The sequence below is a fragment of the Thermovirga sp. genome (assembly GCA_012523215.1).
Lineage (GTDB): Bacteria > Synergistota > Synergistia > Synergistales > Thermovirgaceae > 58-81.
Window position 1 is genome coordinate 1 of sequence record JAAYIZ010000195.1, and the last position, 14903, is coordinate 14903.

At 55.9% G+C, this 14903-nt stretch carries 11 protein-coding genes; 1 reads left to right on the forward strand and 10 read right to left on the reverse strand.

Annotated elements, in window-relative coordinates; translation table 11 throughout:
* The 5 genes from GX108_05325 to GX108_05345 all read right to left on the reverse strand — a co-directional run.
* Positions 1-995 (reverse strand): DUF362 domain-containing protein (locus GX108_05325; GenBank protein NLO56458.1); only part of this gene is annotated, 995 nt, incomplete at its 3' end.
* Positions 995-1687 carry an endonuclease III gene (locus GX108_05330; protein NLO56459.1) on the reverse strand — a complete coding sequence of 231 codons (693 nt, stop codon included), beginning with the start codon at positions 1685-1687 and terminating at the stop codon, positions 995-997. The genes GX108_05325 and GX108_05330, both read right to left, overlap by 1 nt.
* Positions 1684-4245: an AAA family ATPase gene (locus GX108_05335; GenBank protein ID NLO56460.1), complete on the reverse strand. Its 2562-nt coding sequence runs from the start codon at positions 4243-4245 to the stop codon at positions 1684-1686. Before GX108_05335 ends, GX108_05330 begins: the two co-directional genes overlap by 4 nt.
* Positions 4229-5284 (reverse strand): tRNA 2-thiouridine(34) synthase MnmA, encoded by a 1056-nt coding sequence (gene mnmA / locus GX108_05340; protein NLO56461.1) that lies wholly within the window; start codon positions 5282-5284, stop codon positions 4229-4231. Before mnmA ends, GX108_05335 begins: the two co-directional genes overlap by 17 nt.
* Positions 5285-5291: 7 nt before the next feature.
* Positions 5292-7844: an HAD-IC family P-type ATPase gene (locus GX108_05345; GenBank protein NLO56462.1), complete on the reverse strand. Its 2553-nt coding sequence runs from the start codon at positions 7842-7844 to the stop codon at positions 5292-5294.
* 120 nt (positions 7845-7964) lie between these two features.
* Here GX108_05345 and hypF point away from each other — a divergent pair, with 120 nt between their 5' ends.
* Positions 7965-10244 (forward strand): carbamoyltransferase HypF, encoded by a 2280-nt coding sequence (gene hypF, locus GX108_05350; GenBank protein NLO56463.1) that lies wholly within the window; start codon positions 7965-7967, stop codon positions 10242-10244.
* 73 nt (positions 10245-10317) lie between these two features.
* Here hypF and glpX read toward each other — a convergent pair whose 3' ends face one another.
* The 5 genes from glpX to GX108_05375 form a co-directional block, all read right to left on the reverse strand.
* Complete coding sequence (gene glpX, locus GX108_05355; protein NLO56464.1) at positions 10318-11313, reverse strand: class II fructose-bisphosphatase; 996 nt, start codon at positions 11311-11313, stop codon at positions 10318-10320.
* Positions 11310-12653: an adenylosuccinate lyase gene (locus tag GX108_05360; GenBank protein NLO56465.1), complete on the reverse strand. Its 1344-nt coding sequence runs from the start codon at positions 12651-12653 to the stop codon at positions 11310-11312. Before GX108_05360 ends, glpX begins: the two co-directional genes overlap by 4 nt.
* Positions 12650-13171, reverse strand: coding sequence for a DUF4416 family protein (locus GX108_05365; GenBank protein NLO56466.1), 522 nt, complete (start codon positions 13169-13171; stop codon positions 12650-12652). The genes GX108_05360 and GX108_05365 overlap by 4 nt, the downstream gene beginning before the upstream one ends.
* 5 nt (positions 13172-13176) lie before the next feature.
* Positions 13177-14097 carry a signal recognition particle-docking protein FtsY gene (gene ftsY, locus GX108_05370; GenBank protein NLO56467.1) on the reverse strand — a complete coding sequence of 307 codons (921 nt, stop codon included), beginning with the start codon at positions 14095-14097 and terminating at the stop codon, positions 13177-13179.
* Between the two features lie 21 nt (positions 14098-14118).
* A partial coding sequence (locus GX108_05375) for a hypothetical protein (GenBank protein NLO56468.1) occupies positions 14119-14903 on the reverse strand: 785 nt, incomplete at its 5' end.

Below are 14903 nucleotides of genomic sequence, written 5' to 3' on the forward strand. Positions count from 1 at the left end.
CATACCTTTTCGCAAATGCCGCATTTTATACAGGCCACCCTGTTGAGGCCTGGCTTAAGTCTTACCATATGATGGGCAACTCCTCTAAAAAAGGAGGGTACCCACCTTATGAAAGAGGGAGCTCGTTGGAACCCCTCGCAGGGGAGGTCCTCCCAATGGGCTCCTCGGAGTTCGATATCTTCCTTTCCGGATGGCCCATCCATCCTCTTCGAGGCAATTGAAAGGAGAGGAATATCGAGAGGATCGCTGAAACCCATCATCGTCGCCTGGACATAATCCAGGGCCAACGCGTTGGAGGAAGCGGCAACCCAGCCAACCCTCTTTGGTTTCCCATGGGAGGGTCCCCAGCCCTCCATTCCTTCCACGGCGTCGAGAACAAAGAAATCGGGGATCCTGACGGAAAAGATATCGACTATCGCCTCGGGGAGGAAGGCTCTGGATCTTGCTCCGTGGGCTTTTTTCCTGGTATCCGTATCGACGGCGCCGAATAGGTTCTTAATCGCTCCCGTCATCTCGGTCTCCACGTGGGTCTTGAGCTTCGAGACCCCTATGACGCGTGGAAAATTCATCATCATTGCCGAGATCCTGACGGTTTGAAGTATTCCGGCCCTTGGTGGTCGGACTTCCACGAAACCATCGCTTGAAAGGAGTCCGAACCGCACTGGTAAGCCCTGGCAAATCTCCGCCACACCGGTTTTCTGGAAAAGCGCCTTCTCTTGGTGACGGAAAATATATCCAGGGTTGTCTCCGATCATGACATCGGGACAGCCGGCCCTGATCAATTCCATCAAAAGGGCTCTCAGTATCTCGGGATGGGTTGTCACCGCCCTGGAAGGATCACTCGGCGACAAGAGGTTGGCCTTGAGAAGGGTCGGGACAGCTTCCAGCGGAAAGAAACCACAGAGCCGGAACGCTTCTCTCACCGCTTCCTCCGCCGCCGTCCTGCCGTAGGAGTCGCAGGGAACGCAGGACACCACAAAGGGAGGTCGTCCCATCAACCTTCCTGTTTTCTTCCCGGGAAGGGACAGCGATCCCGCAGGAGACATTCCTCGCAGAAGGCTTTCCTGGATGTACAAAGCTTCCTGCCATGGGTTATCAGGTTCAGGTGAGCCTCGTTGTAGCGCTCCCGGGGCACTATTTCCTCCATCAGAAACTGGATTTTTTCCGGCGACATACCCGCCCCCGCCCAGCCCAGGCGTTTCGTTACCCTGGCGATATGGGTATCTACGGGAAAGGCGGGGCGTCCCAAGTCGAAAAGGAGGACGCAGGCGATCGTTTTAGCCCCAACTCCAGGGATGTCCTCGAGGAATCTCCTGATATCTTCCGTCTCCCATCCCCGCATTGCCTTCAAAGAGTAGGCATTGAACTTGAGATGGACCTTTTCCAGCACCTGGAGGATCCTCCGGGCCTTTATGTTGGACAAACCACCGGATCGGATGACATCGCTGATTTCCTGGGCCGAGGCCGCGGCGGTCTCCTCCCAGGAATTAAAATAGGCCTTCAGGGAAGCGAAGGCCCTGTCCCGATTCCTGTCGTTGGTGTTCTGGGAGAGGATCGTGAGGATGAGGCCATCGAGGGGCTCATCCGAATAGGGTCCATGAGCGGCCTCTCCCTGCTTCCAGGCACTTTCCAGATCGTCCAGGCAGGATTTAACGATTCTCATGGAAGGCCTGGTGAAAACCATCATTTCTGATTCTCGTCCTCGCCTTCGTTATTCTTTTCGCCCCTGGGACTGGTCTTTTCGCCGGGACCCGAGTTCTTTCTCTGCTTCAGGGACTTCTCGTACCAAGCCTCCAGCTTGCTGTATACTTTGGAGTAAATGCTTCCGGGGGTGTACTCTCCCTTATCGTTCATCTCCCCCGGCGCATCATCGGTTAGGATCGAGATTCCCTCCTCGATGGTCGAGACAGCCCAAATCCTGAACCGGCCGGACAATACCGCGTCGATGACCTCGTGGGAAAGCATCAGGTTTTTTACGTTCTGTTGAGGGATGATGACTCCCTGATCCCCGGAGAGACCCCTTACGCGGCAGTATTCGAAGAACCCCTCAATTTTTTCGTTGACACCCCCGATGGGCTGGATATTCCCATGTTGATCGACGGAACCGGTAACGGCGATACCTTGTTTGAGGGGCACTTCTGCGAGGGCGGAGAGAAGGCAGTACAATTCCGTGGAAGACGCGCTATCCCCCTCAATGCCTCCGTAGGTCTGCTCGAAGGTTATCCTGGCCGTAAGGGAGAGTGGAAAATCCCTGGCGAACTTTCTGCCCAGGAAGCTGCCGAGGATCAGGAGTCCCTTGTTGTGGATCGGACCCGTCATCTTGACCTCCCTCTCGATGTTGACTATCCCCTCGGCTCCCATGTAGACATTTGCCGTAATCCTGACGGGATGTCCGAAGACGTGGTCCCTCATATCCACCACGGTGAGTCCATTGATCTGGCCCACCACCGCTCCATCGGTGAGAATCCTGAAGGAATCCTCGGCGAAGGCCCTCCTGATCTTCTCCTCTACCAGGTTCGCCCTGAAGGTTTTCTCCCGCAGAGCCTTCCTGACCTGTTCGGCCCCAACAACATCCAATTCCGCTTCCGTTGCCCAGGCCGAGGATTCGACGATGAGTTCGGCAATTTTGTTGAACTGGGTGGACATTCTGTTCTCGTTGCCCGATAGCCTGGCGGACCATTCTATCAGCTCCGACACGGCGCCAGAAGAAAAGGGAAGCAGGTTCTCCTTGTTGACAAAACCGGCTACGAAGCAGGCCATCTGCCTTTCTGTTTCCTCGTCCCTTGGCATGTCTATGTCGAAGTCAGCCTTGATTTTGAAAAGCTTCTGGTATTCGGGGTCGTAAATCATGAGAAGATGATAGAGGTACCTCGTTCCGATCATGACCACCTTGAGATCTACGGGTATTGCCTCCGGCCTGAGAGAGGAGACGGGAATAACGCCAAGCTGTTCCCCCAGGTTTTCAATCACCAGTTCTCCCGTTTTGAGAGCTCTCTTGAGGGCGTCCCAAGACAGGAAATTCCTAAGCACCTCTTCTGCCTGCAGCACCAAATAGCCGCCATTGGCCCTGTGGATTGCCCCAGGGATGATCTTCCGGAAGTCGGTGGTGAGCATTCCCTGTCGGCTTTCATACTCTACCTTGCCACAGAGATTGTAGTAGGTGGGGTTGGTCTCCCATATGACCGGAGCGCCCTCGGAGGGGTCGTTGGACACAAAGACATTGGCCAGGTATCTCGAAAAATCGACGTCGGCGCCCTCGTCCCTCGCCGCGGCTATGAACATGTTGAAGTTGGAGATGATATCCTCGGAAAGGGCGTCCAGCCACTTCCCGATCTTGCTCTCCTTGCCAAATCTTTCCCGGGTTTCCTGGAGATAGGGCCCTATCGCCGCTCGGGAGATCTCGGCCTCCAATTTCTTGATCTTCTCCTTCAGGGCCTTCTCCAGGTCGCGGATCCTCCTGAGGATTTCAAGGGTCCTTTGGGATACTTCCTCGGATACCGCCTGCAGGGTCTTTTTTTCATCCTCCGTCAGCGACTCGAAGTCCTCCTGGATCATCTCCGTCAATTCTTCCTTGTCATCCGGCCTCGATTCGGGAGAAGGAAGATCAGTCCCGCTCTTTTGTTCCTTTGGCTCTTCCTCGGCGGGTTGATCGGCCTTCTCGGTTCCGATGGCCTTGCCGTGTCCCTTGTGGGTCATCGGAATATTCACAAAACCTTGGGGAGTTCTCTTGATTACAAAACCCTTGTCCTTCGCCCAGGACCTCAGCTCTTCCATGATCTGGTTAACCTGTTCCTGGAATTCCTTCACCAGTTGAGCTTTGGCATCTTCATACTGGCTGTTCTCGAAGGCCTTGCTGAGCGTGCTTTTGAGCTCTTCCACGAGTTCTTCCAGGTGTGAGGCCAGGTCCTTGGCCTGGCCTGGGGGGAGGTCTATAGCCAGGGGTTCTTCTGGATTGTCGAAGTTGAAGGCATAAATATAATCCTTCGGAGACGGTTCGGAATCAGCCTGTTCCTGCAGCCTCTCCAGGGTATAGGTTGTGCGACCGCTGCCGTGATCGCCCACGACGAAAATATTGTAGCCGCTGTTTTTTATCGCCATGCCGAAGGTCATGGCCTGTACTGCTCTTTCCTGGCCGATCAGGTCTTCGAGACAGGGTACGTCCAAAGTGGTCTCGAAACCGAGCGAACCCGACTCGGTCCTTTTTCTCAGCTGTTCGGCTGTCAAAAGATTATCGGTATTCTTCATGGCCTGATGGCCCCCCTTTCTCTGCTGTTTTTATGATACCACCACCGAAAACCTTGTCATTATAATAAAGAACGAGGGACTGTCCCGGCGCCACACCGCTAACTCCCCCCGGGAAACGGCAGGAAAAGGTCCGAGCATCGGCATGCTCCATGATACAGGGAGAAGGCCTGCTTCGGTACCTGTGGCAACCTTCGAGATGCAAGTCCGAAAGGGGATCTCCGTGCCAGACGGAATCGCTGCAGGTCAACCTTTCCACGACGAGGTCCTCTCGTCTTCCCACCACCAGTTCATTATCGGAGACTCTCTTTTCTACCACGAACCAGGGGCCGTCCGAAAGGGAATGCCCCTTCCTCTGCCCTATGGTGAACCTGTTTAACCCCCCGTGCCGCCCCAGAACTGCCCCAGTAAGGTCTATTATCCTGCCGGGTGGGAAAGGCCCTGCGGCGCCCTCGACCAACTCTGTTAGTCCCCCCCGGGGGATGAAACAAATATCATTGCTCTCCGCCACCCCCCGGAACAATCCGGGAAACCGCTTTTCGCCCATCTCTTCGACCATCCTTTTGGTCATTTCCCCCAGGGGAAATCGCAAATTCCCCAGGAAACGCCGCGGTATCCTGTAGAGCATGTAACTTTGGTCCTTGGTGCGATCGAAACCCCTGGCAAGGGTCGGACCTCCAGATCCGATGGATACCTGCGCGTAGTGTCCCGTAGCGATAATTTCGGCGTCGATTTCCTGGGCCGTAGAAAGGAGCGAGGCGAACTTGACCTCTTCGTTACAGATCACGCAGGGGTTGGGGGTATATCCCTTTCTATAATCATCGAAAAAGGGCAGGAGCACCTTTCTCCTGAAAAGACCCTCCACTTCCAGCGATTGACAGTCTATTCCCAGCGTGGCGGCGATCCTTTCAATGCGCTTCTCCACCTCGGGAGAACTGTGGATACGAAGATGAACGCCGACGACATCAAAACCCTCTTCGAGGAGGAGTGCCGCAGCGACGGCACTGTCTACACCACCGCTGATACCGATCACGGCCCTCATTGGCGGGTCACCTCATCATATCCTTGCGGAACAACTTTCTAGCCTGGGCAACAGCGGTTGGAAGAAGGGCGCAAAAGATCACTGTTGCCCACTCGTTGAGCGACAGGGGTTCTATGTCTAATAGGGTCTGCATTATCGGGACGTAACCGATGAAAACCTGGAGGAAGGCAGAAAAGCCCACGCCCGCCAGGAGCCAGGCGTTTGCAAGGATTTGCCCCGGATCTCGCAGTAAGGAGCGGTTCCTGACGTTGAACACAAAGAAGAGTTGCGCAAATACAAGGGTATGAAAGCATAATTCTGTCGCCCGAGCGGGATCGCCGGGGTGAAAACGGATGGAAAGCCCGTAAGCCGCAAAAACTCCCAGAGAAATGATCAAACCGTAAAAGACAATATTTCCCAGGTGCCATCGGGAGAGGATATCCTCCTGCCTCTTCTTGGGCGGCCTGTTCATCACGTCCGGCTCGGCCGGATCCAAGGCAAGAGCAAGAGCCGGCGCCACGTCGGTGACGAGGTTGATCCACAATATCTGGAGCGGAAGGAGAATCGATGGAAGGCCCAGAACAATGCCTCCCAGGACCACGACTACCTCGCTCAGGTTGCAACACAGGAGGTAGAGCACCGATTTCCTGATGTTGTCAAAGATCTTTCTTCCCTCCGCTATGGCCACCACAATCGTTGAAAAACAGTCGTCCTGCAGGATGATATCGGAGGCCTCCTTGCTCACTTCCGTTCCCTGGATCCCCATCGCGATTCCGACGTCAGCCTGTTTTAGAGCTACCGCATCGTTAACCCCGTCGCCGGTCATGGCCACGACCTCGCCGGATTGCTGGAGCGATTTCACTATCTTGAGCTTGTGTTCCGGGGTAACCCTGTCGATGACGGCAATCTCCCTTGCTTGCGATGCGAAGTCACTCTCATCCATCTCGGCCAGCTTTGAACCTGAGAGGACTCTCATTCCGCCCTGCCCAAGGATGCCTACCTCAGCGGCGATAGTCCTGGCAGTCACCAGGTGGTCACCCGTCACCATGATGACATGGATTCCCGCATCGATGCAGGAGTTGACCGAATCTCTCACTTCAGGCCTGGGAGGATCAAAGATGCCCGTTATCCCGAGGAAAGCGAGGTTTTCCTCGTCCTCGCCCCAGGCGAAGGCCAGGGTCCGCATTCCCCTGGCAGCCAGGGCCTCGGTCCGTTCCGCCCAATCCCTTTTCATTTCTTCCCCAAAGGGAACGGAGCCGCCGGCGGCACAGACGCTCCGGCACAGATCCAGGATTCTTTCGGGCGCTCCCTTGGCCGCGATACCATCGCTGTGCCAGGTGATCATCCTCATAGTCCGGGAATCGAAGGGTTCTTCCTTCAGGATCGGCGTGGCTCTCCTCATCGCTTCCACGTCTATCCCCCGGGAAAGAGCATATCGCAGAAGAGCCCCCTCCATCGGGTCACCCAGGCAGGAACCGCCGTCAAGGTGGGCCTTGTTGCAAAGGATCGAGGCCCGCAGGAGCAGTTCTTCGCATTCCGGATGGGCGGGGTCCACGGCTCCCACCATCATGTCGTTCATGGTAAGGGTGCCCGTCTTGTCGGTGCAGATCACCGTCGTGGAACCCAGGGTCTCCACAGAAGACAGGTTCCTTACGAGAGCGTTCCTCTTGGCCATTCGGTGGACTCCAATAGCCAGGGTCATGGTGGCGACAAAGGGCAACCCTTCGGGCACGGCTGCCACAGCCAGAGCGATACCGGTCTCGATCATGCGGAGGATTCCCCTACCCTGAAGGATCCCCAGCCCCGTCACAAGAATCGCTATGCCGACGACCATCTTGATCAGTAAAACACCAAGTCTGGCCAGGCGTTCTTCAAGGGGGGTCTCTTTTTGACTCACCGTGGAGAGTAGCGAGCTGATCCTGCCTATTTCGGTCTTCATCCCGGTCGCGAAAACGACTGCCCTTCCTGACCCTCTCACGACCGAGGTCCCCGAGAAGAGGCAGTTCCTTCGGTCGGCCAGTTCCGCTTTAATCGGAAGTGTCTCCTCGGTTTTATCCACGGGGAAGGATTCTCCTGTCAGGGCTGATTCGTCCACTCCCAGGTTGTACTGCTCGAAAATACGGGCGTCGGCAGGAACCACGTCACCCGCTTCGAGCAGTATTATGTCACCCGGTACAAGGCTTGAGGCACTGACAGCCCTGGTTATCCCTCCCCTGAGAGTGACTGCGGTGGGTGAGATCATTTCTCTAAGCGCCAAGAGGGCTTTTTCCGCTCGGAACTCCGTAACGAAACCGATGCCACCGTTTATCAGTATGACCACGAAGATCGCGGCAGCGTCGAGGTTCTCTCCCATGACGAGGCTGATCAAAGCTGCTGCCGCCAGGAGATAGATCATGGGCGTCATGAACTGCCTTAACAGTTTCTCCCACCAGGGAGCAGGTTCCTCGGGGTTGATCTGGTTCGGACCATATAGTTGGGCCAACGTTTCCGCCCTCTGAAGGTCGAGCCCCTTTTCAGGGTCAACCTCGAGATTCCTAAAAATCTCGCTGGCATCGATGGCATGAGCTTTGAAAAGGTCCATATTTTTGGTTGCTCCCTTCGAATTCGACCCCCGGAGCCCTCCGGTTCATCTTGAGAGGGGCGCAAGGGCTTGAGCCCCAGGGGGCTGGGCATTACAATTCCCGGAGACCGGAGGAGAAAAATGGAAAGACATGTAAGGCTTCAGGTTTCCGGGGTGGTACAGGGTATAGGCTTTCGCCCCTTCTGCAGCAGGCTTTCAGACGAGATCGGTCTTGGGGGTTCCGTAAGGAACACTTCCGCTGGCGTATCAATAGAACTCTTCGGCAACCCAAAAAGCATCGATTCGTATATCGAACGGCTGCAGACCGATTGTCCCACCCTGGGCCACATTCAGTCAATCGCGATCGACCTCGACGAGTTGACCACCGAGACCGGCCCACGGATCTTCAAAATTTTGGAAAGCGAGGGTTCGGAGGATGGGAATGCCCTGTTTCCCCCGGATATTGCCACCTGCGCTGACTGCCTTGGAGAAATGCACGAACCACGGAATAGGAGATTTCGCTACCCCTTCACGAACTGTACCAACTGCGGCCCCAGGTTCACCATAATCGAGGGCCTCCCCTACGATCGACCCTATACATCCATGTCCGGTTTCGCCCTTTGCGAAAAATGCAGGTCTGAATTCCACGATCCTAAAAATCGCCGGTTCCACGCCCAGCCGATAGCCTGTGAGGATTGCGGGCCACGCCTTTCCCTCTTGGCCTGTGACGGTTCCCTTTTGGAAGAAGGCGACAGGGCTCTGCGCGAAAGCATCCGTGCCCTGAGTTGTGGAAGTATCGTCGCCCTGAAGGGCCTTGGCGGTTTCCATATTGCCTGCCTTCCCGAGGACATCCCTGTGCTCAATTTGAGGACGAGAAAAAAAAGACCGGCCAAACCTTTCGCCCTGATGACAAGGGATGACGTTTCCGCTGGAAGGCTGGTGTTCCTGTCTCCCTACTCCAGGCAACTTTTGAATTCCCCGAGGCGTCCGATCGTAATCTGTCCCCGCAAACCCATCTCCGAAATATCCAATCACGTGGCCCCTTCCCAGGATTCCCTGGGCATTATGCTGCCCTATACGCCTCTGCACCACCTGATTATGGAAGAACTCCCAGTCCTGGTTATGACCAGTGCCAACCTGAGCGACGAACCCCTGATCTCCGAAAACGGGGAAGTGCTCGAAAAGTTAAAGGGAGTGGCTGATCTTTTCCTTGTCCACGACAGGCCAATAATCATGAAAATAGACGACACGGTAATCGCTCCGGCGGGCAAAAGAACCATATTGCTCCGACGGGGACGGGGCTATGTCCCCCATCCGATCTTGACCAAAAGGGGGATGCCCCAAATCCTGGCCGCCGGGGCCGAGATGAAATCTACCTTTTCACTGGCCAGGGGCAGGGCAATTTTCCCCAGCCAGTACATCGGGGATATGAAGCAGCTCGATTCCGCCGTTTACTACGAAAAAGCCCTGAGGCATTTTATCAAACTCTTCGACTTGAAGCCGACCCTCCTGGCGGCGGACCTCCATCCATCCTACGCCTGTACGGATATCGCCAAGCGTGTAATGGGAAATCCGGAAGAAACTCTCCTCGTCCAGCATCATCATGCCCACATGGCGGCATGCCTTGTCGAGAATGGGTTTGAGGGGAAAGCGCTGGGAATCATACTGGACGGAACCGGCCTGGGAAGCGACAGACACGTCTGGGGAGGGGAATTCCTCCTCGGCGATGCCCGAACCTTCGCAAGGCTGGGACATTTTGAGGAGGCGCCCCTCCCCGGCGGCGACAGGTCCGTGCTGGAGCCCTGGCGATTCGCCCTGGCCCTGATGGAGAGGGCCCTTGGCCGGGAAGACGCGGAAAGAACCGCGGAAAGACTTTGGCCTACCCGAAGGCATTTCTTTGGGAAAATCCTTTCCACCCTTGACGCTGCCCCTCGGACTTCCTCTTCCGGCAGGCTATTTGACGCCGTTTCGGCCATGCTGCGGATACGGGAGGAGGTCTCCTACGAGGGGCAGGCGGCGATGGAGCTTGAATCTGCGGCCATAGGCAACTCCCGTCCCGCTCCCTTCGAAATAAGGGAAGAGAACGGGCTGATCATCCTGGATTGGAAGCCCCTCATAAAATGGCTCGTTGCGGAGGGCCTCCATCTGGGTCCGGGCAAGGCTTCATCAGCGTTCCATTTCGGGCTGGCCAAGACACTGTCCGACATCGCCCTCGAACTCTCCAAGAGAACCGGGGTCAGGGAAACGGCGCTCTCCGGAGGCGTATGGCAGAATAAACGGTTGCTCTCTCTTGTCCTCCCCTTACTGGAAAGGAAAGGGCTCAAGCCCCTTATCCACCGCGTTCTTTCGCCCAACGACGAATGCGTCTCCGTGGGCCAGGCTGCGGTGGCTTCCGCCCACTGGGGTAACAAGGCCGGCTAAGCAGGGAAACCTTCCAAGGTCTTCCCGATCCCAGCTGAAGCAGCCGCAACCCCCATCGGTGCCACCGATTTTTTTATTCGAACTTTGGGCCGTAATCTATGCTGCTTATGAGGTCCAGTTTTTTAAGGCTATGAATGGCGTCCACGTACCTTATGGTTCCACTCTTCGATCGCATCACGATCGAGTAGGAATAGATCCTATCCCCCTCGTACCTCACGCCCTTGAGCATCTCCCCGTCGGTCACGCCCGTGGCGGCGAAAAACACGTTGTCCGAGGTAACTAGGTCGTCGATGGAAAGGACCGCGTTCAGGTCCATCCCCAATTCCCTGCACCGGGCGGCCTCCTCGGTGTTCCTTGGCCACAACTTGCACTGCATGTTCCCTCCCACGCACTTCAGGGCACAGGCGCTGATCACGGCTTCCGGAGATCCCCCTACACCCACCAGGAGGTCAATACCGCTTCCAGTTTTGCATGTCATGAGGGCCCCGGCGATATCCCCGTCGGAAATAAGCCTGATCCTGGACCCCGCCTCCCTGATCTCAGTGATCAACCGTTCGTGCCTGGGCCTGTCGAGAACGACGACAGTGACATCCTCCATGGCCTTGTTGAGCGCCTTGGCCACCCGGGAGAGGTTGTCCTGGATGGGAGCTTCGATATCGATCGCGCCTGCGGCAGCGGGTCCCACGGCTATCTTGTTCATGTAAAAAATATGCTTCGGATCGAAGAGAGTGTTCCGTTCCGAAAGAGCGACCACGCTTATGGCATTAGGCCTTCCCAGGGAAAGAAGCCTGGTTCCGTCGATGGGGTCCACGGCTATATCAACTTCGGGAGGGTCACCCGTTCCGAGTTTCTCTCCGTTGAAGAGCATGGGCGCTTCGTCCTTCTCGCCTTCGCCGATGACGATGAAGCCGTTCATCTCTATGGTGTTGAGCATGTAACGCATGCCGTTGACAGCGGCGTTATCCGAAGCATTGCGATCACCTCGGCCCATCCAGCGACCGGCGGCCATGGCGGCGGCTTCGGTCGCTCTCACCAATTCCAGGGCCATATTCCTTTCGGGCTTGTTCATTCAAAACCCTCCTCTCTTGTCGTATCCTCATCGCCGGTGGAGGCTTTCCCGGCGGAAAATCTCTCGAAAATATCGTCAATGAATCGCAGGTAATAATCTATGTCGAACAGGGATCGCAATTCCTGCCCCTTGAAGGATTCCGAAACCCTCGGGTCCCTCTCGAGCATCTCCAGGAAGGACTCACCTTTTTCCAGGCTAAGCAGGGCGGCTTCCTGAACAATAGCGTAGGCTTCCTCGCGGGAAAACCCTTTCTCGAGAAGGCCCAAGAGGACCCTCTGGCTGAACACAAGTCCCTTGAGAAGGCCAAGATTTTTCTCCATCCTGTCTTCGAGGACGGTCATACCTTCCACGACCTCCCGGGTTTTCTTGAGCATATAATGGGCGAGGTTGAACGCATCGGGCCACACCACTCTCTCGACCGAGGAGTGGCTGATGTCTCTTTCGTGCCAGAGCGGGATGTTCTCCAGTGACGCCAGGGTGTGACCCCTGAGCAGCCTTGCCATTCCGCAGATCCTTTCGCATAGAATGGGATTTCTCTTGTGAGGCATCGCGGAGGAACCTTTCTGTCCCTGGTAAAAAGGCTCGAGGACCTCGAGTACTTCCGTCCTCTGCAAATGTCTCACCTCCTGGGCTATTCTTTCCAGCCCCGATCCCAGGATGGCCAGGGCGCAGATCGCCTGGGCGTGGCGATCCCGTTGAAGTATTTGGGTGGATACTTTCGCGCGGGAAAGGCCCAGGAGGTTGCAGGCCCTTTCCTCAATTGGCGGCGGACAGTGAGCGTAGGTTCCGACCGCTCCGGAAATCTTTCCCACTCCCACCGTCTCAATGGCGAAAAGCAACCGGCTCCGATCCCTTCGAAGTTCCTCGTACCAGTTGAGGAGTTTGAGGCCGAAAGTGATGGGCTCGGCATGGACGCCATGGGTCCTTCCCATGCAAGGAGTATGACCGTACCTAAAAGCCTTCGAAAGGATCTCCCGGGAAAGCAGTTCCAGCTCGCCCAGGATCAACCTTATCGACCTCACCATGAGGAGAGAAGAGGCTGTATCGATCACATCACTGCTGGTCAGGCCCAGGTGAATGTACCTCCCATCGGGACCGACCTTTTCTGCGACGGCAGTGACGAAGGCAATCATGTCGTGGTGGACTGCCTCTTCGAGCTCGCTGATCCTTTCCAGGTCTATATCCGCCCTTTGGAGAATATTCCTGAGCGAGTCCTCGGGTATGACCCCATGCTCTGCCCAGGCCCTGCATACGGCTAACTCGACCTCTAGCCAGGTCCTGTAGCGGTTATCCTGCGACCAGAGGCTCTCCATATCTACGGTTCGATATCTTTCGATCAAGGAATCCAACTCCCCCCGGTTGAAGATGTCAAGTTCAGCCAATCCATCCTCACGTCGTCAAGAAAACCGTCGTACAAACCGCTGGAAAAATCAGGAAAGGTACAGTCGAAAGCGACCCACCTTCTCTTCATATAACGCAGCGTCACCTCGGCGAATATCCCGTCCCGAAGAAATATCCTGTGGGCATGGTCCTTTGTCGAAGCCAAGACCAGCCGGGAACCATTTACATAGCCTGGGTCGATATTAACCTTGCGGCTCTCACCACTCATTTTTTCCGCTGCACAGGAGAAATTCTTCCAATCCGCCAATCCCCCGGCCCCGACCAGGCCCTGGAAGGAAAGGAAGGTCCTGAAGAGGGCAGGAGAAATACTGTTGTAATAGTCAGTATGATCGAAGGGAAAAGTTTCGCTTCGCCTACCTACGGGGCCCCACTCATGGGAAAGCATGGCAGCGGTCCACTCGAGCCAGTCAGGATCCGGGTGGAGAACCCCCGTAATCCTGACCACAGCAGGCTGCATCGAGGTCACTCCTCCCTTCCGGTGTTTTTCAGAAGAGCTTCTACGAATTCATCCGGGCGGAAAAGGACCAGGTCCTCCAAACCCTCTCCCAGTCCGACGTAACGGATCGGAACGCCTAGTTCGTGGCCGGCCGAGAGAATTACCCCTCCCTTAGCCGTATGATCATACTTCGTCATCACCAGGCCCGTGATCGGGACCACCTTTCCGAAAGCTTCAACCTGCCTTAGGCCATTCTGACCCGTAACAGCATCTATCACCAGGAAGGTTTCGCGAACCCAACTCGCGCAGTTCTTTTCGATAATGTCCGATATTCTGGCCATTTCTTCCATCAAATTACTCCTATTATGAAGCCTTCCGGCCGTATCCACGATCAGGCAATCATACCCACGCGCTTCCGTTGCCTTGATGGCATCGAAAACGACAGCTCCGGGGTTTCCGCCAGAAGGATGAGTCACCACTCTTACTCCGGCCCTTTCCCCCCAGCCTCGGAGCTGTTCTGCAGCTCCAGCGCGGAAAGTATCAGCTGCGGCGAGGAGCGTTTTCCTGCCTTCCCGTCCGAGGCCCCAGGCGAGCTTCGCCGCGGTGGTCGTCTTGCCGCTCCCATTGACGCCGATGAGCATAACCACCGTCGGTGCCGATAAAAAACGGATTGGTTCACCCGTCCCTTTTACTTCCGAAATCATCTCGCAGAGCACAGTGGACAATAAACTCGCTTCATCGACGTTGGTTCCTCGGGCTGCTGCCTTTGCGCGAAGGGTATCGATTATCCGTTCCGTCATGCTTACGCCGACATCACCCGCAAGGAGGAGCTCTTCAAGGGATTCCCATAAGATTCCGTCCCTGGAAGGATCGGAAAGGATGGCCGGGATACCCCATCTTTTGCTCACCCTATCAAGGTGTTCTCTCAGTCCGCTGAACAAAACCACTTCACCTCCGGATGGAGGACATCATTCGCGATTGTCTCCGTCAACCTTCTTGGGGCTCCTGGGCCTGCGGCGTCGGCTCCGCTTCTTGTCACCGGTCCCGGCAGCCTTGAGCATATCGGCCGATCGAGCCCCGGTTTGCGGTTCAACCGCGCTTACGGGTTTGCCGCCGCCGTCTGACCTTTTGACTTCCGGGGTTCTCTTTTTTCTCCGTCGTCCGCGGGAGGCCTTTCCACCCTTGGCATAACCTGACCTTTCCCTTGGATCGCCTTCTATGGCCTTTTCTGCGGAGACTTCCTTTTCCGACGTGCCCTCATCATCGCACTCTTCGCTAATTTTATCGGGAATGCCCTGTTCATGGAAATCTTCTGCGGGAAGAACCGGTAGGCCCTTGTCGCTTTCCCATATCTCCCCCCTGGTCACTTTTTCCCGGAAATCAGTGAAATCGTCCACATCGATGAGCAGTTCCGCGGCGCCGGGCGATGTAACCCTGACCTTCCGTCCCGCGACATCGACGCCGGAAACCACGTAGTTGACAGAAGGCGTTTTTATCTTTGAACCGGGACTGGGCAGATTTTTCCAAAGCTCCCGGTAAATTTCGTGTTCGTAACCCATGCAGCACATCAGTCGCCCGCAAATTCCAGATATTTTGGCCGGATTCAGGGCAAGGTTCTGCTCCTTAACCATCCTTATGCAGATCGGAGCGAATCGATTCAGCCAGTAACTACAGCAGCAGGGCATTCCGCAGGGGGCGATCCCCTTTATCACCTTCGATTCGTCCCTTACGCCTATCTGTCGGAGCTCAATCC